The sequence below is a fragment of the Natrinema ejinorense genome (assembly GCF_002494345.1).
Taxonomy (GTDB): Archaea; Halobacteriota; Halobacteria; order Halobacteriales; family Natrialbaceae; genus Natrinema; species Natrinema longum.
Window position 1 is genome coordinate 1,750,885 of sequence record NZ_NXNI01000001.1, and the last position, 26,987, is coordinate 1,777,871.

Here is a 26,987-nt window from a genome sequence, read left to right on the forward strand (position 1 = left end):
ATGGCAGAACTCGAACTCGAAGACGGGACCATCTGGTACGAGACGAACGGCGACGGCCCGCCGCTGGTGTTCGTCCACGGCGGCTGGATGGACGGCACGGCCTGGGAACCCCAGGTCGAGCACTTCGCCGACGACTATCGAGTCGTCACGCCCGACGTTCGGGGCCACGGAGAGACCGGTCGAACGGAGCCCGGCCAGTACTCGATCGGGCTCTTTACCGACGACCTCGAGGCGCTGTGTTCGGAACTCGCGATCGACCGGCCGATCCTCTGTGGCCTCTCGCTGGGATCGATGGTCGTCCAGGAGTATCTGGATCGGCATCCCGACGGCGCGGCGGGCGCGATTCTCGGCGGCGCAGTGCGGTCGATGCCCCCGATCGAACTGCCGACGGACGTGAAGTCGTTCTGGTCACCGCTCCCGGCGCTGTCCGCGTCGCTGTCGCTATCGGGAACCGAAGCCACGTTCCGATCGATGCTGTATTCGATTCAGGCGACGACCGGGCAACGGTGGTTGTCGGTCGATCCCGAGATCAGGGCCGACGCGATCGGGGAGGTCGGCGACATCTCGACCGCCGAGTTTCGGAAGATCTTCGACGCCCTCTATCGGTACGAACCGCCCGCGCTGACCGGTGTCGAAACGCCGACGCTGGTGGTCCACGGCGAGCAGGAAGCCCCGCTTGTCAAGCGACAGGGGCAACAGATCGTCTCGGCGGTCGCCGACGGCGACCAACTGGAGCTCGATAATTCGGGACACCTCGTCAATCGAGACCGCCCTCGTGCGTTCAACGCGGCAACGAGTGACTTTCTCGCGGGGCTCCCGGCGTAGGCCACGCATCGCGGACGGCAGTAGCGCCGTCCCGATCGATCACGCGCCCTGCCAGATGCTTCCTCGAAGACTGCAGTAGAACCCGGCCGTCTTCCGTCCGTTCGATCACCCGGCTGTCGCTCCTCCGTTCGATTTCCGGGGCTCCTCTCCCACGGCTTCGACCGAGCACAGACCAGCGCCGTCCGGAAGCAACTGTTCGGCGTGAAGCGATCGGAGGCGCAGGGAACCGGTCAGCGGTCGGGAGAGTACCACCCAACCAACCAATATACTTTGGCGACACGACAAAGGCAGCGACCGTACTAGCTCTATTCGGAATCGCGCCTCCCGCCGAACGGGACTTCCCACAACACCTATGAGTAGTCAATGTCCGGACGCCGACACCGATACCCCCCTTCCAGCGGCCGAGCAGTGGTCCAGCATCTCGAAACACGTCGTCAATAGCTACGTCGAGGCCAACAACGCGCTCCTCGCCGCGATGGGGTTCAGCCCCTCGGTTGGAGACGCGTCCGCTACCCAACCGGAGGTCGACTCGACGACGTCGACACCGGCTGTGGAGATCGCGTTCGGCGACGAAACCTGGGTCATGGAGCGCTCGACGGATGACTACGACTTGCTCGGGATCGGCGACTACGTCCGTTTTCGGAAACCGATCACGGACGCCGACGTCACCGCCTTCGCACAGGTCTCCGGCGACACCAACCGGCTTCACCTCGAGCCCGAGTTCGCCGACGCCACTCGGTTCGAGGGGCGGATCGCCCACGGGACGCTCGTCGCCGGAACGATCAGCGCCGCGCTCGCACGGTTCCCCGGCGTAACGGTCTATCTTTCCCAGGATCTCGAGTTCACGGGCCCGGTGCGCATCGGCGAGTACGTCACCGCCGAGTGCGAAATCGTCGAGAGCCTCGGCGGGGATCAGTATCGGTTGCGGACGATAGTCAGCGACGAGGACGGCGAGACGGTCATCGATGGCGAGGCCGTCGTCATGATCAACGAGTTGCCCGCCGAATGACGGTCGAGTAGTCGGACTGCCCCACACCGAGACCACTGTAGTGCGATCCCCACGGTCGGAACAGAGACGCGCAGGTAGCAGTGACGACGAGAGCATCCGATTTACTCGTGTCCCACGGAGCCGCCAGCCCGGCCGCTGCCCCTGGCGGGATAGCTGACGGCCCCGCTGTTCAGCCCGAATACACCACTGTTAATACTCCCTGGCCCAGATCCAGCGTCCGAGAATGACCGATCGGCCGCCATCCCCGCCGACACCGACATCCGGACCCGCAATCGCCGATACCACCCTCGAGGGCGATATCGTCACAACGACCTCCCAACTGGCCGCGTCGATCGAAGAATCGCTGGGGTGTCGCCTCGACGAATCCGTATTCGAGACGCTCTTGCTCGAGTTGGATCGCCACGGCTACGTCGAGTGGGTCTCCATCACCGGGACCGGCGACTACGTCTGGGACCTCTCCGACGCGCCCGACCGAATCGGCGACGCCATCGCACGAGCAGTCATCGCTCGCCTCGAGTCGTGGCTCGAGGGCAACGCAGCGGCCTGATACCCTTCCACGGCTAGCCGTGGGGTTCCCCCACTGTTCTACGACGAGGCGAACCTCGAGTCGTTTCGCGAGGAGTACGAGGCCATGCCCCTCCACCGGAAGGCGCTGGAGAACGTGCCACTCGCCGCGAGCGGCGTACTCTGAGACGAGCCCAGACCGTTTGCTCTACCCCGCGTGCGACGACGGGGACAGCGACATCGCTCCCTGGGTACTCCCCTCCCGTGTCCCCGCCGCTGGTGGCTCACCGCCGTTCGGCCCGTTCACGTTCCTGCGCGAAGGGTGCCACAAGATACAGTTATGCATCGATCGCCCGTCTCATCAGTCACTACTGTCATGGCAGACACTACCACATCACCCGATCCGGCCGAGTTTCCGTCGGCGAAACCGATAGCGGCACAGGCGAGATTCCTCCTCGACTATGCGATTCTGGCGCCATCGAGCCACAACTCTCAGCCGTGGGCCTTCGAGGTCACGGAGAACGCGATCCGAGTCTATGCCGACCTGTCGCGTCAACTCACCGTCGCGGATCCGGACGGCCGGGAGTTGTTCCTCAGCGTGGGCTGTGCCATCGAGAACCTCCTGATCGCTGCCGAACGGTTCGGGCTCGAATACACCCTCGAGTACGTGGCGACCGATGATACGCAACCAGCGGGGGACGACGGACTACGACATGTTGCGACAGTCGGGCTCGATTCGGGCTCGTCGTCACCCTCTGAGACGGACTCGGCGCTGTTCGAAGCCATCACCGATCGGCACACGAACCATCGTCCCTTCGAATCCACGACGGTTCCAGAGCCGCTCCTCGCGCGGCTCGAGCGATACGCAAACGCGGCCGGGCTGGGGCTCGAACTGGTCACGGATCCCGCGAAGCGAGCGGAGATCGCGGCTTTACAGACCAGTGCCGACGAGCGACAGTTCGCGGACCCGGAGTACCGCGCGGAGTTGGGCTACTGGATCGGATCGGGGGCCCTCGGTACGAAGTGGCTCACGGCCCGGCTCAGCCAGCTTGCAGTCCGCCACCTCGACATGGGCGAACGCGAGGGCCGAAAGAACTCGACGCTCGTCACGAGCGCTCCCGTCATCGGGGTGCTCACTGCAGCGTCGGACGACGAAGCGGCCCGACTCCGGGCCGGGCAAGCGTTCGAACGAATCGCGCTGACCGCCGCAAGCGAGGGCCTCGCGGTCCACCCGATGAGTCAGATCCTGGAAGTCGGCGAGTTTCGCGACGATCTGGCGGCGCTGCTCGCGCTCGAGGAGGGGAGCCCACTGCATCTCTTCCGGCTCGGGTATGCGGAGCCGGAGACGACTCGAACACCTCGGCGGCCCCTCGAAGAGGTCCTTCGGTAACGCTCGGTGTCCAAGCGGGGAGACGTCGGCCGATCGGCGATACGTCCATCTCTCGCGGTGATCTGGGGACCGGAGACGCTCAGGAACGCCGAAGCAGCGCCTCGACCGCCCGTTACTGTCGACCGGAACTCCGGTCGAAGCTGACGGAGTGACCCCTCGAGCAGCGCCGTGGCTGCCCGCGCTCGGTTGTCCGAAGACTCTGTCGGCCAGAGCAGTCGCTGAAGACACGGCGCGGAGCTTGCAGCCATTTCAGCTTCGGGCCGAATCGGGCGGCCGGATCTGGCAGGGTCGGTGTTTAGATGGGCACCGACCAACGGTCACACATGCAGTGGCAAAGACGGCGTGACCTGGAAGGAGGAAAGGAAATGGGTGTCTGGTTACTCCTCGACGACGGGAGTGTCGAGGAGGAACTCTACGTCGAGTCCCACGAGTACCGGGGCGGGGATTTCGACGTGTATGTCGCGACTCCCGACGGAGAGTGGGATCACAGAGGGACCTTCGAGGCGGCCGACGACGCGTTCGACGCGGCCCTGGCGTATATAAACGAGAGCCAGTCACCCGTCGAGGGCGCGGCGGAGTAACCCCCGTTCTCCGCAGACTAACCCACAACCGGCGCGTCCATCCGTTTTATTTAGCGGAGTGGCTCTGACAGTATCGGGACGGTTCGATCCAGTTCTGCTACGGAGACGGCACGGATGACTCACGATAGTCACGGCTCATCGTGTTCGATGTTCTGACCCCAGTAGCCCGGGTGTTTCCGAACGACGAGGTCGTCCTCGATCTGGAGTTGACACGCTAACCGGAGCCCGGAGTCGGGACTGTGAGGCGGGAATCTGAGACGGCGGCGCTCTTTCTTTGTGGGATCGGCAACCTCGCCCGCGACGATTTCGACGGCACACGTTCCGCAGATCCCGTTGCCGTGACAGTTCGTATACTGTGCTTTCCCGTTGTGCGGGGTAAGCCCGGCATCGAGGAGTGTTCGACGGAGGTCGTCCCCGGTGTTGGCCTCGAGCGTTTCACCCTCGAATTCGATTGTAGGCATGTGAAACGCTGCCACTCCCACGCACAAATACGTTTGACCGACCCTTCCACTCTATTCAACAGGACACACGGAATCACATCTGTGACGAACGACCCAGGCCGAGAAATCACGTGTGGCATTTATTATGATCGATGATGTAAAATCCCTCGTCATGTCCGACCCAACCGATAGCGAACGCCTCAGAGAGCACGGGGTCGAGTTCGGCCCCCTCGCCCACCAGCTCGATCAACACGAGTACCCGACGACGTGTGAAGAACTGGTCGAGGCATACGGGAGTTCGATCCTCCGGTTCCAAGACGGCGAACAGACGCTGGAGGAGGTGCTGAACCCGGTGCCCGAAGAGCAATTCGATTCGCCCGCGGAGGCCCGTACAGCCATCTTCAGCAACGTCTCCGAGGGCGCCATCGGACGGAAAGGCTACAGTGATCGCACGCCGCCGGCGCTCGGTGAGCAAACCGAGGAACCGGACGAATCGTTCTGAGTCCTCCTGAACGACCATTCCGGATATTCACCACGGCGATCCTGAAAGGACCTGGAGGCACCCTGGTTTGTAATCGCTTATCCAGCGTCTGCGGAGGACTGATCGTCGATCGATGCGTGACGCTCTCCGTCCTGACCAGTTTGGATGGTCGCAAATCCCGGTGACGCCCACTCGCCCACTCGAGCATCGAACCAGAGCACCGGTGTTGCGTTCAATCGAACGCAGCCCCGCCGCTGTCGGGCTATACCATCCTCGAAACGATGGGCGCTGCAGGGGCCGGTTCGACCGTCGACCGAATCGGCTTCTGTGGCTCGAGACGGCCGAATTCGAGGGTCTGAAAATGAGGGATGTCCCAGCTTGGAAGCCAGTTCGCCGTCGTCCCGTAAGAGAGTGGGCGCGTATTCGTTACTGAGAGAGGAAACTGAACACGTCCGGCTGTCGTTAGGCCGTGGGCTTGATGTTCTGGTTGAGACTGAAGAGGTTCGTCGGATCGTACTCGTCTTTTACCGCAACCAACCGTTCGTACGTCGACCCGAACGTGGATTCTATCAACTCGTCATTGTCCTCCAGAAATCCCGGAAAGTTCAGGTAGACCGAACCGTCGGAGAACTGCCGCATGTCGGCCAGACAGTCGCGGACCCACCCGATGTTGGCATCGTCGTTCGTGGGTTCCTCCCAGTTCGCCTCGACACCGAGAAGGAACGGTGCGTGCCTGCCTGCGAAGGAACTCTCATCGATACCGACCGCTGTGATCGCGCCGCCCAATTCCCAGACATCAACAGTCGATAGCGGCGACGGGGCGGCGTCTGCCCAGTAGCAGATCCGCTCGATGGCTGATTCGGAGAGCCCATCGAGATAGAGCGATTTCCAGTAATATCGCATCCCATCCGGGTAGTCGTCGTCGAGCATCTGTTGGAACTCGGTATAGGGCACCGTTCCGCTGAAATCGGCGATCGGCTCGGCAAACGCTCGGAGCGGCGCAAGCACGTCCTCACCTTCTTCAGGTGGTCCCGCATAACACCCCAGGAAGCCGATCTTGAGATCGTCCAGTACGTCTTCTGAGAAGAGTTCCTCGTCGAGCATTATGCCAGTCGAGGTGAGCGTGCTAACCTCGTTAGGCGCTGTCGAGGTGTACTCACGATACGCCCGCAGACAGTCAGCCGCCCTGTCGCCCGGATACAACACGAAACAGGTCGCAACATCCGGTCCGACGGGATGGAGGTCGAACTCGAATCCGGTGGCGATCCCGAAGTTGCCACCGCCCCCTCGAAGACCCCAGAAGAGATCCTCGTTCTCGTCTTTGTTGGCGGTCAAGTACTCGCCATCCGCCGTGACGACATCGACGGACGCGAGGTTGTCACAGCTCAATCCGTATTTACACCGGAGGTGGCCGATGCCACCACCGAGAGTGAGTCCCGCAACGCCCGTCTCCGAAACGACGCCGCCGGGCGTCGCCAGGCCGAACGCCTGTGTTTCGTGGTCGACGTCAGCCCACGTGGCACCCCCCTGGACCAACGCCTTTCGTTCGTCAGGGTCTACCCACACACCCGTCATCTCCGAAAGGTCGATAACGAGGCCATCGTCACAGACGGCCGTACCGGCAACGTTGTGACCGCCGCCCCGGACCGCCACACGGAGATCGTTCTCGCGAGCGAACTCGACTGCATGGATGACGTCTGCCGTGCCTCGACAGCGGACGAGTAGGTTCGGATACTTGTCGATCATCCCGTTCCAGACCGTCCGGGCATCGTCGTAGTCGACATCATCGGGCCGAACCACGTCCCCGTGCACGCTTGCTCGAAACAGTTCGATCCGTTCGTCGCCGATAATCGATTGTGCCATATACACACGGTCGGCTGCGGAGCTGTTAGCCTCATTCACCGAGAAGCGTTCGGCAGCATCCGCACGGTTTCAGGTCGTGAGACGGATCTCGCTTCGTGGACGGGATAGAATTACAACCTGTGCCATCGTTTGACAAGCTAGTGAGTTCCCATGGAGTTCCAAGAAGACGAACAACCGACCGATGACGGACGCCCACCACCTGGCTCACCGGTCTTGGAGGCCCTCCTAGAGAACGCTCGAAATCAGCAGTATCTCGGACAGCGCCTCGGTGCGGCGGGCGATCGTGTTGAGACGGATCTGCTCGGCGATATCGTGCGACACAGGCCGGTCTTGGAGGCTCTCCGCACGGAACCGCTCGACCGCCGGGAGATCGAACAAAACCTCGACGTCTCGCGGGCGACGAGCCACCGCTTTACGCAGTGGCTCGACGAACAGGGCTTCGTCGAGAAGGTCGACGGCCGATTCGAGTTGACCGGGCGAGGTGAGGCCGTCGCCGACGAGGTACTCCGGTTCGAGGCGAACGTACAGACTGTCCACCGGCTCGCTCCACTACTGGACATCATCTGTGAGGACCACCAGGAGTTCATCGTCGAACCATTCGTAGACGCGAGGGTAACCCATGCTGAACCGGAGGATCCCTATCAACCGATCGAGCGATTCCTCTCGTTGCTCAGCGAGTCGGAAAGGTTCCGCGGGTTCAACACGACGCACATGGCACCACTCATCCTCGGGGAGTTCCACCAGCAGATCTTCGAAGAGACCGACACTGAAATCGTCTCCCTTCCCCATATCGTCGAGAACCTATTCGAGACGTACCCGGAGCGCGCTCGAGAGGCGATCGATCGCGGGCACTTAGCCCTCCGAACGCGTGATGACCTGCCGTATGGCCTCGCAATTTTCGACGAACGCGTTGGTATCGGTGGCTACGACGATGCCACCGGGCTCATGCAGGTGTTCGTCGATACGGACGCACCGATCGCGTGTGAGTGGGCCGAGCGGGTCTACACCTCGGTCAAAGCGGATTCCGACCCACTCAACAGAACGGATTCGACCTGATGTTCTGCACCCAGCGAAGACGTAGGCTACTGACTACAGCCGCTATAGTTAGCAGGCGTTTCCGACAGAATTTGAGCGGATCCCGGCCTGCTATTGCTATCCAGCGCAAGCAGGAGACTGCTCGCCACTCGGCGAATTATTCCCCACGTGGGAGACGAGTGGGGTTTAGACGAGCACCAGTGGCACTTACTCGCTCGTTCGACCATCGAACGAGAGCAACGGCGCTGCGCTCGAGTGGAAGACAACCCCACCGCTGTCGATCGATTGCTTCCTCGAGAATATGGGCGTTGCAGGGGCGTTATCACCCATATCATGATATCTCCGACGCAAAAACCACTCGTTTGACAGGGTGTATACCTAGGGTGTGAACTATTCCCTCTTGTGTTCGTTTCACTCCACTTGGACTGAACTATCCGTTCTCTACACGTGCAGACTGAACGGCTTACTAGACTACTGGCTAGCTTTATTGGCATGGATATACCAATGGATATGTACACCGGGATGTTGGTGGTCGAGATGTTCCCGGAGTAGTGCTCCTGTTTCGAATTCGATGTTACAGATGTCACAGTAATACTGATGGTGTGGCCATGGCGCGGTCTCTTTCTGAAAATTACCGGGTGGATTCTTGTTTTGGATACTCTCGTGGCCGAGGATTGATGAACTGATTCGCATCGATATCACATCAAAATGCAGGAACTTTGGGTGGTCAACAATAAGCTCTGAGATTATGGCAAACGGAATTGCGATTACCACCACTACTACTACGAGATCGAATGACAGTTGTGCATCAGTAGCAATCAAGACGGCGAGGACATCTTCGGCTACACCGAATACGATCCCTATTATGAAGAATTCAAGCAAACGCTTGATTTGCCCTTGGGTCATGTTCTATGATCGATCTATCACTACATTATTCGACCACCATCTCTCTCGCCCGTGACATTCGATCTGACTAGCACTCTATCTCAGCCAGAGTCAGCCAAACCGTAGTAGAACGGTATGTTGTTCTTCTGCACTGAGCGATAATTACAGATACGTAGTTATCATTCAAATAATGTAAAAATCGATATATTCAAAAACCGGCGTGCGAGATACAGAGGGTAGAGTCACCAGAACGTTCTGACGGCCAGATGGAATACCGACCGGGACCCATAGGGCATCAAGGGCAGACCAACATTGAATAGGCCGGATTTCTTAAACGCTTTAGAGAGCTACTATGGATGATTCGCTCAGTTATGCAGTGATATTGGCTGTAGCTGACGCCGAGGGTGCCGATCCGACTGATCTCTCGCCCCTCTCCGATGCCATCGACCCTGAGGCCCTTGATCTATTATTATCCAAGAATGAGAGCCAAGTTCGATTCAACTATCATGGATATACGGTGACTGTAGATCATCGAGGTGTTGTCAACATCGAATCTGTGAATAGCAAACCATCTCAGGGCCGGAAGTCCGTTGACGCGCACCGGGTGATGGAAACCGCCCGGGAGGGGATGAGCCTTGTCAGGTCCGATGGAACGTTCGCGTTTGTGAACTCGGCGTTCGCGAACTTGTTCGGATACAATCGCCACGAGTTACTCGGAGAACATTGGACCGTGTTGTATCACGAGGGGGAGGCGAAGCGGTTAGAAGAAGACATTCTCCCAGCCGTCCGAGAAACCGGGTATTGGTCGGGTGAGACGGTCCGGCTCACGAAACACGGCGAGCCACGCGTTACGGATCACCGCCTCGCGCTCACCGACGAGGACGTAATTCTCTGCACCGCCACCGACATCACACTTGATAGGACCGCATCTGGGTTAGATGCGCGCGATTTTGACGGCATGGTCGACAATATGGAGGAGAGCGCATTCTTCACTCTCGATCACGAGGGCTATGTCACCCGATGGAACGAAGAAACAGGGCGCCTCGAAGGATATGAACCGTGCGAGATTCTCGGGGAACACGTATCGAAATTTTTCCCCGACGAAGACCGGGATCAGGGCCTCCCCGAGCGGCTCCTCGAGACCGCGAAAAACCAAGGTAGGGTGACTGACGAGGGATGGCGGGTCCGGAACGACGGAACTCAGTTCTGGGCCGATATGACGATGGTTGCGAGTTACGACGACGCGGGGACGATTCGAGGGTTCGGGACGGTGATTAGTGAAACGTCTGAACTATCCGTTAGTTCGTAAACTGGGAGACATTCCGTGAGGTTCGTCGGGGTACGATCCCTGAACTCACTGGTTCGTGAGAGGGATTCACGGCCAGCCCACATGACGGTTGATTCGTGACGCATCGTATGGCCGGTGATCACGCGCACTGTATTCATCACTTCAGTATTACCAATAGACGAATGGGTTGTATGAAGTCCGATACCTATCTACTCTATACTGAACGGCAACTACGTGTGCAGACTGAACGTAGATTGATTCTCCCAGTTAATCAAAACACAGCGAGTTGGTGAAAATGTCAGGAGCATAAGGGCCGTCGCCTCCTACGCTTCGGTAGAGATGGCTAGTAATAATGAAATACAGAAGGTAGTAGTCGTGTGTGATAACTGTGGAACTGGTCTTACAGCACATTTCGACCCTGACGGCGAAATACGGCTAATTTGGACTAGAAGGGGGCCAGCTTGCTCATGTAGAAATGACGAACTTCGTATCATGAGCAACGACAGGACTGTTCTCGAAGACGTAGACATGTAGCAGTTGGGTGAATTAACTCAAAAGAATGTTTGAAAACAATTGTTCTGTGAATCGCCTGAACTGACCGTTATTGGGTTGTTTTGATAATCAGAGTGATATCTTCCCGGTCTTTATACGTGGCCAGCCCCAGTAGTCTATAGCGAGAGATTTTGCACTGTGCGTCTCCCTTTGCAGAAAGGGAGTCTGCCGGTGAATGGTCGTGTAACAATCACGGGCGCATCACAGATACCATACTCGCCCATCTACCATGTACGACACTCCTTCCTACCAGTCCTACAGCGACGATAAGATCGATATTTTGCTTGTCGAAGATAACCCCGTCGACGTCCGTCTCACTGAAGAGGCATTCAAAACAGCCGAACAAGAGATAGCACTACAGACAGTCACCAATGGAGACGACGCTGTGGAATTTTTGCAGCAGTCCTCAGATACCGATCTTCCAGATTTGGTCTTACTGGATCTGAACCTTCCCGGGCGAGATGGATGCGATGTCCTCGAAGTAATCCGGGATGATCCCCGGCTCAGACCACTTCCTGTGCTTATGCTCACGAGTTCAGAGGCAGACGAGGATGTTGCGCGGTGCTATGATGCCCGTGCTAATTCCTATCTGACAAAGCCAACAGATCCTGCTGAGTTTATCTCTCTTGTAGATATTTTTGCACGGTTCTGGGTTGAGAAGGTACATCTCCCACCAATTCCGCAATAACGTTCACCTTTTACGGATGTCAGACCTGTACTGAGTGATTGACTCATTATTGCAGATCTTCTACACAGATGTAGTCACCTTCCTCTGCACGAATCCATATCGTTTCAAGTTGCTCGTCAGTCGTATCCGCGGGATAGAGAATACACACATCGGCCGAATTTGCGTCTTCAGTCACAACAGCATTCACTTCTATTGGACTCAGCTTTTCAAATCTCGAGTTCATTTTAGAGACTATCGTCTGATCTGTGGAATGTCTCTGCACGGAATAGATGAGATCATCCAATAAACAGTTAATCGCTTTCTCGTGTGCTTCTTTCCTACAATGAATGTGAGTCGGGTAAACCGATTGTGCGTCGTAGGCGGCAAATGCACTAGTGGAGAGTGTATCTTCCTGTTCAAGATAGCTGCGTATTTCCAACAACAATGCATGCATATGTAGGAGTTCTTGTTTTCTCATGATCTCATATAACGCACTCTCTCTTCTTAGAGTTTCTTGGTGAAATCTTTGGGTGTAATCATCTGGGTGAAGAATAAAATGTTATATTTAAATCATAATAAATTTTGACGTGTTTTTGTGAGGTTAGCAGCCACTCTATGACCCGTACTGATCGTTTGTCTTGGAGTTGCGGAGAAGGTGTTCAAACCGTTTCTAGACACCCTCTGTATACCCGTTATACTACTGCTGCCTGCCCTTCCTCTTCGTCGTCCTCGTCATCCTCGTCCTCATCTGTGTCGTCCAGCAGACCCATGAACTCCTACAGGAGCGATGTCAGGAATACGATGGGCGCTGCAGGCTCCGGTTCGAGTGTCGAACGAATCGACCTTTGAGGCGTGAGGCGACCGAAATCGGCTGTCTCAAAATGGTGTTTCTGACGGGGGCTCGTGTGGAGACGACCAATGAGTCTCGAACCAATCAACCCCGACCACGCACTCGAACTGTACTTAGCCGACCGTGAAAACAGTGTAACCCAGGCCACGCTCTACTCCCACCGATCACGATTGGGCCACTTCATCCGTTGTACAACGGGGAAGGCATCGAGAGCCTGAACAAACTGAGCGGACGGCAGCTCCACAAGTTCCGCATCTGGCGACGCATCGAAGGCGATCTGGCTCCGGCTACCGAGAAGACCCAGATGGACACGTTACGGGTGTTCATCAAATGGCTGGAGTCGATAGACGGTATCGAACAGGATTTGCACACGAAAGTGCTGTCCCCAACGCTGACCGGCAACTAATATTAGGAGTGTAATGCTAGACACAGAACGAGCCAATCATATTCTGGCATATCTACGGAAATATGAGTACGCGTCACGGCCCCACGTCACGTTGGAACTGATGTGGCACACAATGCTGCGAGTCGGTGCAGTCCACGCGCTGGACTGTGCTGACTACGATCCCGCGAACCAAGCACTCGAAGTAATCCATCGACCAGAGACTGGAACGCCATTGAAGAATGGTGAGACAGGACAGCGGTTTGTCGCACTCTCGGAAGATGTCTGTGAGGTACTGGACAACTGGATCGAGCACCAACGCCCGGCGGTCACCGACGAACACGGCCGCGAACCACTCGTGACAACGCTGGAAGGGCGCGCTCATACGACGACACTTCGTGGAGACTACTATAGATACACTCGCCCGTGTATACCGACAATGGAGTGTCCCCACGGACGTGATATCGATGAGTGTTCAGCGGCTGACTACGACGGTGCTTCTGAGTGACCTTCCTCTGTGAGTCCTCATGCTCTTCGACGGGGTGGCATCACACACGCGCTCTCAGAAGATTGGCCAATGAAGGCGGTTGGGGACCGGGCGAACGTCTCAGAAACCGTACTCTCGATGCACTATGATTCGCGTTCAGAGGAAGAAAAAATGGAACAGCGGAGGGATTACTTAGACGATCTCTGACGCAGTCAGGACTCGATATACTCTATTGCATCCCAGATGCTGAGTACTCGAATTCGCCCCTCATAATACGTATTGTCGATCACACCAGAAATCGCCCGCTCAGCGTTCCGGTCGTCAATCAAAATCCCGACGGACTCATGCACTGTCGAACCAAGAAGCATCACGGCAGCCGCTGGAAGTTCTGAATCAGTCTTCCTCAGCTCGTCTGGATCTGTCTGCTCAAACTTCGCCAGTCGCTCATGAACCCGATCCATGATCTCCCCAGCACGCAGCCCGTTGTGGACCCGAACCCCTGGCTGCACGGTATCGATGAGATTGATCCACGCTGTTGTGTCCGCTCGGTCAACCCAATCGATACTAATGTATCCGCGTTGTTCCGCGAGTTCCTCCACGATACCTGGTGTTAGATACAGATCACTTCCCTCCTCTCTGACGTACTGTATGAATGTTTGATACGAGGAGGATTCTGTCCCCCCGATGGTTCGAAGAAAGCTTGTATCGAGAATAAGGGCTGTCGGGAACGGAGACGGATGCTCTTCACTCATCGGCTCGCTGGTACGGTCCCTGTTTGATTGCGCGGTCGTGAACGTCCACCTCGAACGTGATGTCGCTGAGGGTTGGGTCGTGGTCTTTCACCAGAGCAATGATCCGCTCAATTGCTTGGGTGACCGCGATGGCCTCCACAGCAGGGACACTGAGTTCATCCGCGACGCCACGACGCGTTGTCTCACCCTGTAGATAAGTGAGCGTCGCCATGACCGCGGGTGCGAGTGCCGCTTTCCCGTGGCGGTCAACGAAGAGTTCGAGATCGTCGTCAACGCTGGTCGCCCCATAGACGGAGATGATGGCAGGTCCCAGTTCGAGGGTTGTTTCGTCTGTCCAGTCTCCACTCACGGGGTCGGCACGCCAAAGTGAAGAGCCATCTTCGTACTCATCCAATTCCTCTGCGACACCCAACTCGGCCAGTGTATTCGCGTACTTGTAGGCAGTACTCTTGGAGAAGCCTTGACGTTCACGGGCTGCCTTGACCGTTGTCGGGGAGTTGATCAAGAGATCTGTGTAGAGCCGCGCGAGATCAGGAGTCCCCAGCAGGTCTTGGATGACGAAAAACCGCTGTGCAGTGTGTCCCGCGTCTGGTGGTTGGTTTGGGGTTGGAGCGTTCGACATAGTCCATAGTACGCGAACTATGGTCTAAAGTGTTCCGGGAATTTCGAACCAGCCAACTACGGCTCTCACACCAATTGGAGTCGGCTGAACACTCCTCGTACGATATTCTTTCGACTGAAACAGTCGTTAAATAGGTATGCGAACTGACCACTAAGAGTTCTCTCGGGTATGACTCATATCTATAGTACCGTGCTGAATAGAGAATGCGTTTACAGCTTGCTAACGAGGTTAGAATTATCCGGCACGTTGTCTCGGTGGTCCAACTCGTGTCATTCCGAGTAAGAGGAATAGGGTTGGTCGGAGAGCATCTCGGCAAGTTCAGCCAGCAGTTCCTCGGCCGAATCATGGCCACGGTATCGGACGTGGTGCGTACGAGTATCGTACTCGGCCCACCCGTTCGATTCGAGCTTTGGGAGGTGGCTGTGCGTTAGTTCGAGAGAGACTTGTTCGTGATCCATCTCGGGGACACGCTGGGCAATATGTGTGGCCAAATCCTCCACGGTGGCTGTATTCTTTGACTCGATATTCTCGAAATAGCGGATGACTTCCCGGCGGAGATTGTGACACAATGTATTCAGCAATTGATTCGTCCTCGGGGCCTTCTCCGGGTAACACTCTGTTTGGTCCATGGTGGCTGTTAACATGGGAGAGAGTAATAATAGTTGTTCCCAACGCTTCGAAATCGGCAGTACCAATTGAGAACAATCTGCTGGATACAACCTCTGGACTGACTGCAACCAGAGGAAATATGCCAGATACTGAAGTTTTCAACAGAGCCTGGAAAGAGAAGACTGAAACTGCTTGTCGGCTAGAGTTGCGTAGGATCGTGTATCGGGAGTTTCACGACGAATACTGACCCGGTCGGTTCGTTGTCTTCGACCCAAACATCACCGTCAAACTGGTCCATTAGTGTGTAGACAAGATAGAGTCCAATTCCGGAACCAGGGCTATCAACCCCTTTCTCACCTTTCCCAAAAATATGCTCTTTCTGTTCGTCTGGAATTCCCGGCCCATTATCAGCAACCCGTATTTGGACAGAGTTTCCATTAAGGCACCCAGTGACGGTGATTTCTGGTACTGCTTTGTCGTTGTGTCGAACGGCGTTCCCCAATAGGTTCCTGAACACTGACGACAGCATTTCATTCGCCTGCACAGTGACTTGTGGGAACCCGCTGACGATCTCGAAGTGCGCATCGAAATGTGTTTCTTGGACTGTGGTGAGTTCCGCCTCTATTGTGCTACGTAAGTTAACTGGTTTCAATTTTACAGTACTATCGCCTGTAAGAGATTCGACGAAAACGCGTGCAGTATCAGTCAACTCAACCACATGGCTAGAACTCTGAAGGACATGTTCGAGTGCTGCTTCACCGTCTTCGTCCACGTGATCTCGCAAGGTTTCTGCCCATCCGAGAACCACGGCCATATCGTTCCGGATATCGTGACGGACGACCCGATTTAATGCTTCAAGCTGTTCGGTTTTCTGTTCAAGTTGCTTGCGATAGGTCTCCCTATCCGTAACATCAGTGATGGTCACCAGTCGTCCAGTTTCTATTTCTCCCGACAAGAATGAGGTTGTGGTGACCTCGTAATACCGTGTCTCTCCATTTTCTGTAACGGGTACAACGCCTGGTTCTGAGATGTGGTCTGCGAGCGTAGAGCTGATGTCGTCAATCGAGTCTCCAATTGCGTCGGTAAGTGCCGGAAAAATTGCTTCTGCAGCTTGGTTGTAGTCTCGAACTCGCTTCGATTGGTCAAGGTAGATCGTTGGGTCAGTTGCCCCACCAGTTAGCCGGATTGCCTCGAACCGGTCGAAGTACACGAACAGTGTGCCAACAGCGAACACCGCCACACCAGGTGGCTCATACATGAGAGGAAGTAGTGTTTCTACTTGGCTGCTCAGAATCGTAGCGAGTGCTGGGACACCCGTAATTCCAAACAGAATAGCGAGTGGGCGGCTATCTGTCCCGGTATGGTACAGCCGCTCAGCGAGCATGAAGAACCCGACCATAATGACCGAGTATGAAAGTCCAAGAACAACCCAGTACAATAACTGATGATTGATTGCAAGATGCGGGAACGGCTCTGTCGTCCACTCAGTCGTGAAGTAGAGGTTGTGCAGCGGGTTCGTGATCTTGAGTACGATGAAGAAGAGAAAAACAGCTAGTGCTGGGTAGAGAAATGGCATGTCTTGTACTGATCGTCCGGTATACTCCACACAAAAGCATACCCATGCACCGACCGCGACGAACGCGGAGATGAATCCGATAGTGTACAGCGCGACTTTGCTTGCCGTCGTTGGTGCAAGCAAGTAGCCAAGATATCCACCACACCACAGTGCGGCGGAGACGAAAAAGACGATGAGTGCGTTCCGTGTTCCAGAATGTTGGATTGTCCGTGCGCGTGGAATACTAGCAAGACAAGCGACTCCAGAGAGACCAAAGAGTACGACATACACAAGAAGACTGAGTTCCATATCTGTTATGAGTATTTGCTAGGTGTCTGTTAGTGGTTTTGATAGCCGTTCTCTGGGTCCTGTGTTTATCCGGACACGACCTCTTCATTGATGCTGGTATCAGAATCAAGAATATGTGATTCCGGTGTAGTTCACGGAAGGTTATTCGTTCTCGGGAACGAAGTAACTACCAACTAAATGACAGACATCTCAACACAGGCCGCCGTGGGAAAGAGGGCTATGGCCCTTATACAGAATTTTCCGAACGGCGTCCTCGTTCTCTTCGACGACGACTTGCGATATCGGGTTGTCGGTCCCGATATACTCCCGTTCTCGAATACAGAGGCGACCAAATTACTCGGACAGTCCATTCATGAACTGTTTCCAGAACACACTGTCAGTCGTCTCCAACCGAAGATGCGAGCGACAGTTCAGGGCGAATCATGCTCCTTCGACGTTGAGTACGGTGACCACGTCCACCACATCGAAACGAAGCCCGTAGAGATCGACGACGACGCGTACGGTGTTCTTGTCACACAGGATGTGACTCAGGAACGCGAGACCGCAACTGCGTTGCAGCAACAGAATGAACGCCTCGATCAGTTTGCGAGCATGATCTCACACGACCTGCGAAACCCACTTTTTATCGCTACCGGACACTTAGAACTGTATCAGGAAACTGGTGACACCGATCATCTGAGACAAGTCGAAGAGACACTCTCCCGCCTTGATGAACTCACAAAAGATCTCTTGGCGCTTACCCAGTCGAACGACTCGAATCCCACCTCCGAGACAGTCGCGCTTAATATAGTTGCACATAACGCGTGGGAGATGATCGATACCCGCGATGCAACCCTAGACGTCTCGGAGTTCCAGATTCAGGCAGACCACGGACAACTGCAAGCACTCTTCGAAAATCTGTTCCGGAACGCAATCGGCCACGGCGGTAACGATGTCACGATTCGAATCGACCCCATTGACGACGGCTTCTACGTCGAAGACACAGGGTCAGGAATTCCTAAAGAGAAGCGCGAGAATATTTTCGAGCACGGGTTTTCAACAGGATACGGCGGCAACGGTGTCGGGCTCACCATCGTCAGTCGCATTGCTAATCATCATGGCTGGTCGATTGAGCTGAGCGAGGAGGCGTCCGGCGGCGCACGCTTCGATTTCACCGGTGTCGAACTCGCTGAGTAACTGTTACGCGGGTGCCGTTAGTGCGCCACCTCTTGAACAGACCCAACGATCCGGACAACAGCTCCGTCGTCGTCAAAGATTGGTTTGCTTTGTCCACGAACCCACCGCAGCCCCCGCTCCGGATGTATCACGCGATATTCGATCTCGTCCGGTTCCCCATTCGATAGTTTGTGCATTGATTCCCGCGCTTTTTCGCGGTCATTCTCGTGAATCTGATCGAGGAACATCTCTGGATTTTTCTCAAGTGCCTCGGCTGGAACCCCCCAAAGATCTTCGAACGAGGAATTGATGAAGAGTAACTCTCTCCAATCGGCAGTAAAACTGAACAGGATGTCATCCGAGTTCTCCGCGAGTTCCGAGAAGCACTGTTCTGCTTTTCGGGTCGATTCCTGTGCATTGTAGCTGGCAACGACGTTTTTGATTCGATTGGCGAGGATTGCGTACTGGCTAGTTCCGATTTCCTTCTGAAGATAGTCGGTAACACCAGCGGAGATAGCCTCACTTGCAACATCCTCGCTCCCCTTCCCCGTATACAGAATAAATGGGATACGAGGGTGTGTTTCTCGGAGTGTTGTGAGAAAATCAATGCCTGTCTGTCCTGGCATATCGTAGTCCGAGACGATACAGTGGAAATCCCCCGCCGCGAACTTCTCTAGACCCTCGGTCACGTTTGTCGCCGATTCGACGGCAAAGCGATCATCTTCTCGATGAAGAAACGTCGCTGTTAGTTCTGCCAGACTCGGTTCATCATCAACATGGAGAACACGAATTTCGGGCGGAAGAGAATCCATTATGCAACGACAAGTTGCTGGACCAATATAATCACGTAGGGTATGTGTTCTGATACACTGTGAATGACTAGGTGACTGAAAACTAAAGGTATCTGGCTCTGTTGAGGTTCTATTCTTCAGATGTACTTTAGCGAGGAATGCGTGTACGCTACACGTGCGTATGGAACGCTTAGGTATCTCCGTCATAAGGAGAGTGACCTGTTCTGGACCGTATTCGGGCGACGATACATTTGGAGAGCCCTAAAAGTAGAACCACTGGGTCGTTAGGCACGAGTTCGAGCGCGGTCTGGCGCGTCGGCCTTCCCGTTCGCGTATGCGTTGTAGGCGGAGAGCGCTGCAACGACTAACCCTGCGATGAGTGTGCCCGTCGCCAGTGAGTCGCTTCCCATCTCGATGACGTTTGGTGAGAGGAGCGCCCACAGCCCGCAGGACAGCCAACGAGGCAACGCCAACGCTTGCTAGCCGGTCTTTCGACAACCGGTAGAAGTTGTAGCCAGCGAGCAAGAAGATCGCCGTCCCGACCATGGTATTGTTCCAGACGGCTGTCTCTGTGGCTTCGAAGACAAACGGCGAAGCGACGAGCCACAGCCCGACCAGCGCAACGAGCGCGCTCAGCCACTGTATTACGTCCGTGTTCAAGGTATCACGACTGGTTCCGGATTCGGTATTTGTTCGTCTGTTAGTCGGTGTGCCACTCATAGGCTGTGTTGAATCGCCATACAGCGGTGGATTTCACTGTTTGACAGCCCGCTTGATGTTATAGACGACACACATCAGGGTAATTTCACGGAACTCTCGATACCAGGTACGCGCTCGCACGGCGTAGCCGAGCGAGCGCTTGATGGCGGAGTTCACGGTTTCAGTCATTGATCGCTGAGCGTACCGATCTTCGTCAATACGAGCGTTGTGAGCGTGATCGTAGGGAGCGAAGATCCGGTGTTTGATCAGCGGGCGAATGTCGAGTTTGCGGAGCTGGTCGCGGAGCGCTTGCTTATCGTAGCCCTTGTCAGCGGCAAGGGATCGCAGATCGCCCGCGTTCCGGCGGGCGATCTGCTCGGCGAGGTCTGCGTCGCTTCCTTCTAACGTCGTCGAGCAGTGAAGATCGAGAACAGCTTGCGTTGCTGTATCGACGAGTTTTGTAACTTTGAGCGTTTGAACGCGGTAATTGGTTCGGTGGCAGTAGTGGCGGCTCGCACGATCACGTTCGTAGAATGTTGCGTCGATAGCAGCGTGTTCAGAGGGGTTGTGCAACTGCGCCGACTGGTGCAGTAGCACTCGACAGACACTCATTTCGATCCGATCAAACGCCTTACACAGCGTAGATGGAGCGGGGAGATCGGCCACGTCAAGGCCGATATCCCCTGTTATTTGCGGCATTTCCTTCAACAGATCGATCGTCATCCGGTAGGACGTATCGAGGTAAATCCGGAGGCAATGCAGCGAAATGAGGGCATAGTCGGCGAATCCGCCGCCACCAGTCGGGGCGGCGGATTCGCCTCGTTCACCCGTAACTCTTTGTGCAATCGAGACGCAACGCTCGGTGAAGCGGGAGATTTGTGTCATGGACAACCAAATTTTCCCGCTTCAACTCCTTCGATTTACTGACCTTCCCCGACGCCATCTAGTGATTCAACGCAGCCATTGAGAGTGATCGAGAGGGAGTAAGATGCCGGATACTTGAACTCGTAGGACGTGTATCTGTCGCCCCCCAATTCGACTGTCTCCTCGTAGATCACCTCTGAACGGACAGACACTTCGATTCTGACTGACGTGGGCTCCTGATTATCGACGAGCAGATATACCCAATGCTCGCCGTCACCCGCCCCGAACTCCATCGCACTCACCGGGGTTGCCAGTGACTCTTCCTGAGAGACATCACAATCTAACTCGTCGTACCCCGTCAAATTACCTGCTCGGTCAGCCTCTCTCACTACCGTTGCCGGGCTACCGATGATTGGAATATCATGACGAGAAACGCACCCAGCACAGGACGCGACACTACCGATAGCACACGCCCTGAGGAGGGTTCGCCGGTCCATGCCGAATAGTGTGAAGGTGACTACTATATGCTTTATCACAACTATTCAATTTATAGATACTTCGTTCAATTCGCACGTTTACTAAGCGGATTGTTCGCCAGTTCGGCGTAAAACAACGAAGGTATCGTGCTGACCTCATGCTCTGTATTCAGCACGGCTTCTGTAATCTATCACCGACTGAGGGTTTCAACAAGGCTCTCTATTTCTTTTCTTCAGTAGCCTACCAGCAGTCCGACGACCAACCACCGCGGGCCATATCCCTGACCTGCGAATCCAACAATGTTATTGAAAGTCATTGCCGCGTCGACAAGAATGATAATCTTGCCGCGTTTTGTATTACTCGAATCGACATGCGGCGACAAGGGCGACCCGATACAACTTGCGCTCTGGCATCATCAGAATGATATGTGTTTAAATAACCCCCATGCCGTACTGCGCTTTCTTCTGGATTTGGAGAAAGCGACTGAAGGATGGGCGCTGCAGGATTTGAACCCGCGGCAGCTTGGTCCGAAGCCAAGTACTCTGTCCAGGCTGAGCTAAGCGCCCGCATCGCGTTATTCCGGGCGGGTCCGTATAAGTCACTCGATTTGCACCGAATGAGACAGGGACCGACACACCCCCTCTCGAGGAGTTTTCAGCCGGTGACAATCGGCTCCGGGGGTCTTTAGGTTGGGGCGCCACGGACGATGTGGGCCATGACTAGAAACGAGACCCAAGTCCCAGACGAGACGCAGTCCGGCGTGACACCCCTTGAGTTGCTCTCGGACGACGAGGGTGTCTGGACCGCCGTCCCCGCAGACGCCAGCGGCGACGAGCGGGTACGCGAGTGGCTCGAGATCGAGAGTGGCGGGCTCTGTGATCTCGAAGCGTGGCGCTGAGACGCCGGGTCGGAGCAGTGCGGTCTCCAGGGTGGGGTCCGACGCTATTTGCGGTCGTATGTCCGTTCGAAACCGCGCGGTATGTGCCCTGAGCGCGACGAATAATACTTATTGATGGCGGTTCGGGCTGGGAGCGGAGAGACCGAGGCCGATGCTCGCGGACCGTACCGTTTAACCAGCCTGAATGACCACTGCCGGGTATGACTGCCGGGGAGACGGGTCGCGGGTTGCTCGAGTTGACACGGCCGGTAAACGTGATCGCAGCGAGCGTGTTGACGTTCATCGGCTCGTTCGTCGCAGGCGGCCTCGCCGAGAAGCCGCTTGCGACCGCCACGGCGGTCGGCGCGACGGCGCTGGCGGTCGGTGCGGGCAACGCGATCAACGACTACTTCGACCGGGAGATCGACCGGATCAATCAGCCCGAGCGGGCGATCCCCCGCGGTGCGGTGAGTCCCCGCGGCGCGCTCGCGTTCAGCCTCCTGTTGTTCGCCGGTGCGGTCGCGCTCGCGGTTACCCTTCCCACGTTGGCGATCGCCATTGCGGCCGTCAATCTCTTCGCGTTGATCGCGTATACGGAACTGTTCAAGGGACTGCCCGGCCTCGGGAACGCGCTCGTCGCGTATCTGGTCGGCAGCACGTTCCTCTTCGGGGCAGCGGCGGTCGAGGAGATCGGTCCGGCGGTCGTGCTCTTCGTCCTCGCGGCAGTCGCGACGTTGACTCGAGAGATAGTCAAAGACGTCGAGGACATCGAGGGAGACCGCGCGGAAGGGTTGAACACGCTCCCGATCGCGATCGGGGAACGGCGAGCGCTCACCGTCGCTGCTGGCCTCCTCGTCGTCGCCGTCGTCGCGAGTCCCGTCCCCTACCTCCGTGGTGACTTCGGGCTTGCCTATCTAGTGGTCGTCGTCCCGGCTGATGCCGTCATGCTTGTCGCCGCATACGAGAGTTTCGCGGATCCAAGCAGCGGCCAATCACGTCTCAAGTACGGGATGTTTCTCGCTGCACTGGCGTTTATCGTCGGCCGCGGCGTCCGAGCCCTCCCGATCTCGCTATAGCAACGGGGTCGAGACGGGACGGCGCCCGAAGCCGTCCCATCGGCTTACATATGCGCTATCGGTTTTATAATCAAAAGTACTATATGCCGCTTCGCGTATTTCAATAACAACACGCCGGACACCGGAGTGGGCTATGGAACCAGTAACGGTCGCTGCCACGGCGATGGATGTGAGTATCTCGTATGTATGACCTCGCAGATGTCCTTCCGGATGCCGAACTCGATCCGGGGACGAACGTACTCGTCGCAGGCCCGCCACTGACGGGGAAACGACGGATCGCCTTCGATATCCTCGCGAGCGGCGCGAACCGCGGTGACGGGTCGATCATCGTCACCACGAAAGACAGCGCCGACAAGGTCCTCGAGAGCTTCGCCGATACCGTCTCCGAGGGGATCGAACCGGATATCGGCGTCGTTGACTGCGTCACGAAACAGCGTGGCATCGGGACGATCGACGACGACCCGCGGATCAAGTACGCCTCCTCCCCCGTCGACATGACCGGAATCGGAATCAAGCTCTCGGAGTTCCTCCAGGAGTTCTACGAGAGTCGAGGGCTCACGGAAAACCGGGTCCTCTTGCATTCGGTCTCGACGCTGTTGATGTACTCCGACCTCCAGACGGTCTTCCGGTTCCTTCACGTCTTTACGGGACGGATCCAGAGCGCCGACGCGCTGGGGGTCTACGTCATCGACTCGACCGCCCACGACGACCAGACGATGAACACGCTCAAACAGCTGTTCGACGCCGTCATCGAACTCGAGGAGTCGGCCGACGGCGACGAGCCCACGATTCGGACTGCCGGTCTCTCACCGTAGTGGAACGCGAGCGCTGGGCCGACGACTCGCTCGGGACTGTCGACTGACACGGTTTGCTGTCCCGATGTCCCGGTGAGACCGCAGGGTGGTCCCGGTCCCACCGGCACTGACGGACAGGAGACCGAATGAACCCCGAGAGGTTTACTGATCGAACCCATACGGTCACGCATGCCAGTTGACTCCCCGGAGGAACTCGAGGAGATACTCGCGTACGACACCATCGCCGTCGTCGGCTGCTCGAGCACACCTGGAAAAGCGGCCCACGACGTGCCGAAGTACCTGCTCGAACACGGCTACGACGTCATTCCGGTCAACCCGTTCGCCGACGAAATCTTCGGCCGGGACGTCTACGACTCCCTCGCGGACGTCGAGGCAGAGATCGACGTGGTCTGTATTTTTCGACCCAGCGACGAGGTCAGTGAGATCGTCGATGCAGCCCTCGAGCGCGACGACGTGGCGGCGATTTGGACCCAGCAAGGCATTCGCGACGACGAGGCAGCGGCCCGCGCGGAAACCGACGGTCGGGCCGTCGTTCAGGATCAGTGTATGAAGGTACAACACCGGCGGCTCGTCGCCTGAGGAGGAATCCGGCGCGACGAACGGGCCGTCGACGCTGCGTCCGACTCGATTCGACCGCGCCGACGCGTTTTCGACGGCGGAGAGGCGGCACGTCCCGTGGCGCTATTCTGCCGGCGTGTCGGCTGTGGTCGCGTCGTCCGTTGACTCCGAGTTCGCCGTCGTTTCGGCGTCCTCGGCGTCGGCGTCGGCCTCGAGTTCGGCGTCGTCGATCGCCGCGTCGGCCAGGATCGCCTCCCCATCGATCCCCTGCTCGTCGGCGATCGCGAGCAAGAGCGCGCGCTGCTCGGTGAGTTGGTGGTCCATGCGCGTGACCGTATCGTGGGTTTCGTCCGTCTTCTCTTCCAGCCCGGTGACCCGTTGCTGGAGTTTCTGTACCTGTTTGTACATCGCTTCGGCCCGGTCCGAAAGCGCCTGAATCTTCTTTGCAGTGCTGCCGAGTCCCATACCTGTCCGATGTGTTGGGGAACTAATGGGCCTTTTCCTCCGTTGCAGTCGATCGACTGGAACGTCATATGCTACCAATGGACATTATCCGATGAATTTATCACGAAGCGCCGACAATCATCTACTGAATTCGAGGTGATTAGCCATGGTGCGAACGAGCCCACCAAGCACATGGATGCAAGGCCTCGACCTGCCCTCCCAACTGTTCGGTGACGCTGGTGGCAGCGACTACGAACTGTACGAGGAGGACGACGAGTTCGTCCTCACGATCGACATGCCGGGCTTCGAAACCGACGAGATCGATCTGGCGTGGGACGACGGCATCCTGAACGTCGCCGCCGAGCACTCCGACGAGAGTCGCGGCCGGAAGAAGACCTACCATCGTCGGTTCCGCTTCCCCAAGGTGATCGACGACGAGGAGATCGCCGCCGAGTACACGAACGGCGTCCTCGAGGTCCGGCTGCCGACCGCCGACTCGACCACCCAGGGGAAGGAGATCCCACTCGAGGGGTAACCGCCCCCGAACTCGGCACGGGCGAACCGAGCGTCGCCGTTGCCACCACGTCCACTCCGGTGAATCGTTTCCCGGGACCACCCCAGTGAACCACCTCCGCGTCGACCGTTCGACTCTCGCACGTCGGCCGGTCGGCTCCTGTCCTGAATCCGTCGTTTGACGTTCGACCGCGTCGACGAACGGCACCGATACGAACGTCCAAAGCACGCCACAGTGTCCATGCGACTCCGCGTGAAACCACTCGAACGGAAGGACGCAGGCAGTGGCCTGGCCGCGATCGACCGCGAGACGATGGCCGAACTCGGGGTCTCGAGCGGCGAGTTCGTCGCGATCGAGGGTCCCGACGGGCGCGTCGTCGCGCGCGTCTGGCCAGGGCGTAGCGAGGACACCGGTCGGGGTATCGTCCGCATCGACGGCCGGCTCCGACAGGCCGCCGGCGTTCGGATCGACGATGCGGTGACGGTCGAGGCGGCCGACATCGAACAGGCCGAGCGAATCGCGCTCGCGCTGCCCGGGAACGTTCGCAGTCAGGGCGACGTCGGCTCCTACCTGGAGGACAAACTCTCCGAGCGAGCCGTCAGCGCCGGCGACACGTTCTCGCTGTCGCTTGGCTTCGGCCTCATCTCGACGCGCTCCGGCCGGCAGCTGCCGATCACGGCCGTCGTATCGGTCCCGGCGATTCCCTGTCGGTCGATGTCGGCGATCGCGACGAGTGGCACGTCGTCCTCTCGGGAACGGTTCCCGGAACCGACGAGCGCTGGACCGAGTTCAACGTCGGTCCCGAGCGGTTCGACGGGTGATCGAAGATGGACCGAGCCATCGACTCCCACGGGCGTATCGCTCTCGGGGGTGGTTCACCGGCCATCGACCGGACGGTTCCCCCGCAAACCGACAGTAATTTTACCGAATGGATGACGGATACGGACGACGTGACGGCGGAGTTAGACTTCAAGACGCTCGCCGAGGTGCTCGACGACGACTACGCCAGGGACGTGTTACGGGCGACGAGTCGCACCCCAATGACCGTCCAAGAGTTACGGGACGTGTCGGAGGCATCGCCGTCGACGCTGTACCGCCGCGTCGAGCGGTTGCAGCGGGTCGGTCTCCTCGAGCGACAGACGCGGCCGCGACGCGACGGTCACCACGATACGGTGTATGCGGCGAACCTGTCGGGGATCCACATTACGTTAGACGACGGCCACTTCGAGTTCGAACTGGACCGGCCGAGCGAGGACGTCGCGGACAGGCTTCAGCAGCTCTGGAGTGATTTCTGATGGCCCTGGAACGGATCGTCTTCGGCCTTCGCGTGGTCGAACTCCTCGCCGGCGTCTTCGCGGCCGGGTCAGCCGGCGTCGGCCTCTACATCGGCTATCAGGCGTTCAGGGGTCTGCAACGCCACAGTGATCCGTCGATGTGGTATCTCGGCGTCGGACTGATCCTGCTGACGACCGTGACCTACACGTTCACCTTTCTTGGGTCCCTGCTGGTTCACTTGCGTCTCATGTCCCTTCCACAGCAAGATTACTTCTCGACGGTCGCCCACGTCCTGCAGTTCGCCGGACTGTGCTGTCTCGCGTATGCGATGCACCGGCGAGGGTAGCGGACAGGAA

The 26,987-nt window shown here is 57.3% G+C and carries 30 protein-coding genes, 1 tRNA gene and 2 pseudogenes; 19 read left to right on the forward strand and 14 right to left on the reverse strand.

Translation table 11 applies throughout. From position 1 onward, the window contains the following. From CP557_RS08640 to CP557_RS08665, 5 genes are all read left to right on the forward strand, one after another. A complete protein-coding gene (locus tag CP557_RS08640) occupies positions 1 to 825 on the forward strand; it encodes an alpha/beta fold hydrolase (protein ID WP_097379522.1) in 825 nt (274 codons plus the stop codon). A gap of 352 nt (positions 826 to 1,177) precedes the next feature. Next, positions 1,178 to 1,834, forward strand: coding sequence for a MaoC family dehydratase (locus CP557_RS08645; RefSeq protein WP_097379523.1), 657 nt, complete (start codon positions 1,178 to 1,180; stop codon positions 1,832 to 1,834). Between the two features lie 223 nt (positions 1,835 to 2,057). After that, a complete protein-coding gene (locus CP557_RS08650) occupies positions 2,058 to 2,381 on the forward strand; it encodes a hypothetical protein (protein ID WP_097379524.1) in 324 nt (107 codons plus the stop codon). A 333-nt stretch (positions 2,382 to 2,714) separates the two neighbouring features. Further along, complete coding sequence (locus tag CP557_RS08660) at positions 2,715 to 3,728, forward strand: Acg family FMN-binding oxidoreductase (RefSeq protein ID WP_097379525.1); 1,014 nt, start codon at positions 2,715 to 2,717, stop codon at positions 3,726 to 3,728. A 365-nt stretch (positions 3,729 to 4,093) separates the two neighbouring features. After that, on the forward strand, positions 4,094 to 4,309 hold the full coding sequence (locus tag CP557_RS08665) for a hypothetical protein (RefSeq protein ID WP_245852963.1): 216 nt from the start codon (positions 4,094 to 4,096) through the stop codon (positions 4,307 to 4,309). Positions 4,310 to 4,437: 128 nt separating this feature from the next. Here CP557_RS08665 and CP557_RS08670 read toward each other — a convergent pair whose 3' ends face one another. After that, positions 4,438 to 4,770, reverse strand: a complete 333-nt coding sequence (locus CP557_RS08670) for a 2Fe-2S iron-sulfur cluster-binding protein (RefSeq protein ID WP_097379526.1) — start codon at positions 4,768 to 4,770, stop codon at positions 4,438 to 4,440. A gap of 151 nt (positions 4,771 to 4,921) precedes the next feature. Here CP557_RS08670 and CP557_RS08675 point away from each other — a divergent pair, with 151 nt between their 5' ends. Beyond that, positions 4,922 to 5,251 carry a DUF5789 family protein gene (locus CP557_RS08675; protein ID WP_097379527.1) on the forward strand — a complete coding sequence of 110 codons (330 nt, stop codon included), beginning with the start codon at positions 4,922 to 4,924 and terminating at the stop codon, positions 5,249 to 5,251. 441 nt (positions 5,252 to 5,692) lie between these two features. Here the strand turns inward: CP557_RS08675 and CP557_RS08680 are convergent, their stop codons facing one another. Next, positions 5,693 to 7,093 (reverse strand): FAD-binding oxidoreductase, encoded by a 1,401-nt coding sequence (locus CP557_RS08680; RefSeq protein WP_097379528.1) that lies wholly within the window; start codon positions 7,091 to 7,093, stop codon positions 5,693 to 5,695. 150 nt (positions 7,094 to 7,243) lie between these two features. Here CP557_RS08680 and CP557_RS08685 point away from each other — a divergent pair, with 150 nt between their 5' ends. Next, entirely contained in the window at positions 7,244 to 8,149 is a 906-nt protein-coding gene (locus CP557_RS08685) for a helix-turn-helix transcriptional regulator (protein ID WP_097379529.1), read from the forward strand. A gap of 450 nt (positions 8,150 to 8,599) precedes the next feature. On the opposite strand, the gene CP557_RS08690 is transcribed toward CP557_RS08685, so the two are convergent. After that, positions 8,600 to 9,034: a hypothetical protein gene (locus CP557_RS08690; protein WP_097379530.1), complete on the reverse strand. Its 435-nt coding sequence runs from the start codon at positions 9,032 to 9,034 to the stop codon at positions 8,600 to 8,602. A 331-nt stretch (positions 9,035 to 9,365) separates the two neighbouring features. Here CP557_RS08690 and CP557_RS08695 point away from each other — a divergent pair, with 331 nt between their 5' ends. After that, on the forward strand, positions 9,366 to 10,322 hold the full coding sequence (locus CP557_RS08695; protein WP_097379531.1) for a PAS domain S-box protein: 957 nt from the start codon (positions 9,366 to 9,368) through the stop codon (positions 10,320 to 10,322). Positions 10,323 to 11,082: 760 nt separating this feature from the next. Next, entirely contained in the window at positions 11,083 to 11,541 is a 459-nt protein-coding gene (locus CP557_RS08705) for a response regulator (protein WP_097379533.1), read from the forward strand. 46 nt (positions 11,542 to 11,587) lie between these two features. On the opposite strand, the gene CP557_RS08710 is transcribed toward CP557_RS08705, so the two are convergent. Beyond that, positions 11,588 to 11,998: a UPF0058 family protein gene (locus CP557_RS08710; protein ID WP_097379534.1), complete on the reverse strand. Its 411-nt coding sequence runs from the start codon at positions 11,996 to 11,998 to the stop codon at positions 11,588 to 11,590. 440 nt (positions 11,999 to 12,438) lie between these two features. On the opposite strand from CP557_RS08710, the pseudogene CP557_RS23500 reads away from it, so the two are divergent. Beyond that, positions 12,439 to 13,446, forward strand: a pseudogene (locus tag CP557_RS23500) (tyrosine-type recombinase/integrase). Between the two features lie 5 nt (positions 13,447 to 13,451). On the opposite strand, the gene CP557_RS08720 reads toward CP557_RS23500, so the two are convergent. From CP557_RS08720 to CP557_RS08735, 4 genes are all read right to left on the reverse strand, one after another. After that, on the reverse strand, positions 13,452 to 13,991 hold the full coding sequence (locus tag CP557_RS08720) for a hypothetical protein (RefSeq protein WP_097379535.1): 540 nt from the start codon (positions 13,989 to 13,991) through the stop codon (positions 13,452 to 13,454). Continuing rightward, positions 13,984 to 14,613 carry a DUF7437 domain-containing protein gene (locus CP557_RS08725; RefSeq protein WP_211290192.1) on the reverse strand — a complete coding sequence of 210 codons (630 nt, stop codon included), beginning with the start codon at positions 14,611 to 14,613 and terminating at the stop codon, positions 13,984 to 13,986. The genes CP557_RS08720 and CP557_RS08725 overlap by 8 nt, the downstream gene beginning before the upstream one ends. A gap of 269 nt (positions 14,614 to 14,882) precedes the next feature. Continuing rightward, positions 14,883 to 15,242 (reverse strand): DUF7344 domain-containing protein, encoded by a 360-nt coding sequence (locus CP557_RS08730; protein WP_143825061.1) that lies wholly within the window; start codon positions 15,240 to 15,242, stop codon positions 14,883 to 14,885. Positions 15,243 to 15,421: 179 nt separating this feature from the next. Continuing rightward, positions 15,422 to 17,086, reverse strand: a complete 1,665-nt coding sequence (locus CP557_RS08735; RefSeq protein WP_097379537.1) for a sensor histidine kinase — start codon at positions 17,084 to 17,086, stop codon at positions 15,422 to 15,424. Positions 17,087 to 17,263: 177 nt separating this feature from the next. On the opposite strand from CP557_RS08735, the gene CP557_RS08740 reads away from it, so the two are divergent. Beyond that, a complete protein-coding gene (locus CP557_RS08740) occupies positions 17,264 to 18,262 on the forward strand; it encodes a sensor histidine kinase (protein WP_097379538.1) in 999 nt (332 codons plus the stop codon). A gap of 17 nt (positions 18,263 to 18,279) precedes the next feature. Here the strand turns inward: CP557_RS08740 and CP557_RS08745 are convergent, their stop codons facing one another. The 5 genes and pseudogenes from CP557_RS08745 to CP557_RS08765 form a co-directional block, all read right to left on the reverse strand. Then, the gene (locus CP557_RS08745) at positions 18,280 to 19,053 is read right to left on the reverse strand and encodes a response regulator (protein ID WP_169924359.1); all 774 of its coding nucleotides are present in this window, start codon (positions 19,051 to 19,053) and stop codon (positions 18,280 to 18,282) included. 263 nt (positions 19,054 to 19,316) lie between these two features. Beyond that, a pseudogene (locus CP557_RS08750) lies at positions 19,317 to 19,752 on the reverse strand (SPW repeat domain-containing protein). 33 nt (positions 19,753 to 19,785) lie between these two features. Beyond that, positions 19,786 to 20,616 carry an IS5 family transposase gene (locus tag CP557_RS08755; protein ID WP_097379168.1) on the reverse strand — a complete coding sequence of 277 codons (831 nt, stop codon included), beginning with the start codon at positions 20,614 to 20,616 and terminating at the stop codon, positions 19,786 to 19,788. A 35-nt stretch (positions 20,617 to 20,651) separates the two neighbouring features. After that, positions 20,652 to 21,092, reverse strand: coding sequence for a hypothetical protein (locus CP557_RS08760; protein WP_169924360.1), 441 nt, complete (start codon positions 21,090 to 21,092; stop codon positions 20,652 to 20,654). Positions 21,093 to 21,563: 471 nt separating this feature from the next. Next, positions 21,564 to 21,638 (reverse strand) — tRNA-Arg (locus tag CP557_RS08765). 149 nt (positions 21,639 to 21,787) lie between these two features. Between CP557_RS08765 and CP557_RS08770 the strand changes: the two genes are divergently transcribed. The 4 genes from CP557_RS08770 (at position 21,788) to CP557_RS08785 (ending at position 24,419) form a co-directional block, all read left to right on the forward strand. Continuing rightward, on the forward strand, positions 21,788 to 21,970 hold the full coding sequence (locus CP557_RS08770; RefSeq protein ID WP_097379541.1) for a DUF7511 domain-containing protein: 183 nt from the start codon (positions 21,788 to 21,790) through the stop codon (positions 21,968 to 21,970). A gap of 200 nt (positions 21,971 to 22,170) precedes the next feature. Further along, positions 22,171 to 23,025 carry a geranylgeranylglycerol-phosphate geranylgeranyltransferase gene (locus tag CP557_RS08775; RefSeq protein ID WP_097379542.1) on the forward strand — a complete coding sequence of 285 codons (855 nt, stop codon included), beginning with the start codon at positions 22,171 to 22,173 and terminating at the stop codon, positions 23,023 to 23,025. Between the two features lie 182 nt (positions 23,026 to 23,207). Then, a complete protein-coding gene (locus CP557_RS08780) occupies positions 23,208 to 23,840 on the forward strand; it encodes an RAD55 family ATPase (RefSeq protein ID WP_097379543.1) in 633 nt (210 codons plus the stop codon). 168 nt (positions 23,841 to 24,008) lie between these two features. Beyond that, positions 24,009 to 24,419, forward strand: a complete 411-nt coding sequence (locus tag CP557_RS08785; protein ID WP_097379544.1) for a CoA-binding protein — start codon at positions 24,009 to 24,011, stop codon at positions 24,417 to 24,419. 102 nt (positions 24,420 to 24,521) lie between these two features. Here CP557_RS08785 and CP557_RS08790 read toward each other — a convergent pair whose 3' ends face one another. Then, positions 24,522 to 24,863 carry a DUF5798 family protein gene (locus CP557_RS08790; RefSeq protein ID WP_097379545.1) on the reverse strand — a complete coding sequence of 114 codons (342 nt, stop codon included), beginning with the start codon at positions 24,861 to 24,863 and terminating at the stop codon, positions 24,522 to 24,524. Between the two features lie 145 nt (positions 24,864 to 25,008). Here CP557_RS08790 and CP557_RS08795 point away from each other — a divergent pair, with 145 nt between their 5' ends. The 4 genes from CP557_RS08795 (at position 25,009) to CP557_RS08810 (ending at position 26,977) form a co-directional block, all read left to right on the forward strand. Further along, on the forward strand, positions 25,009 to 25,377 hold the full coding sequence (locus tag CP557_RS08795; protein ID WP_097379546.1) for an Hsp20/alpha crystallin family protein: 369 nt from the start codon (positions 25,009 to 25,011) through the stop codon (positions 25,375 to 25,377). 231 nt (positions 25,378 to 25,608) lie between these two features. Then, positions 25,609 to 26,292: a hypothetical protein gene (locus tag CP557_RS23015; RefSeq protein WP_245852964.1), complete on the forward strand. Its 684-nt coding sequence runs from the start codon at positions 25,609 to 25,611 to the stop codon at positions 26,290 to 26,292. After that, positions 26,289 to 26,651: a winged helix-turn-helix domain-containing protein gene (locus tag CP557_RS08805; protein ID WP_211290193.1), complete on the forward strand. Its 363-nt coding sequence runs from the start codon at positions 26,289 to 26,291 to the stop codon at positions 26,649 to 26,651. Before CP557_RS23015 ends, CP557_RS08805 begins: the two co-directional genes overlap by 4 nt. Continuing rightward, the gene (locus CP557_RS08810) at positions 26,651 to 26,977 is read left to right on the forward strand and encodes a hypothetical protein (RefSeq protein ID WP_097379547.1); all 327 of its coding nucleotides are present in this window, start codon (positions 26,651 to 26,653) and stop codon (positions 26,975 to 26,977) included. Before CP557_RS08805 ends, CP557_RS08810 begins: the two co-directional genes overlap by 1 nt. Positions 26,978 to 26,987 lie beyond the last annotated feature (10 nt).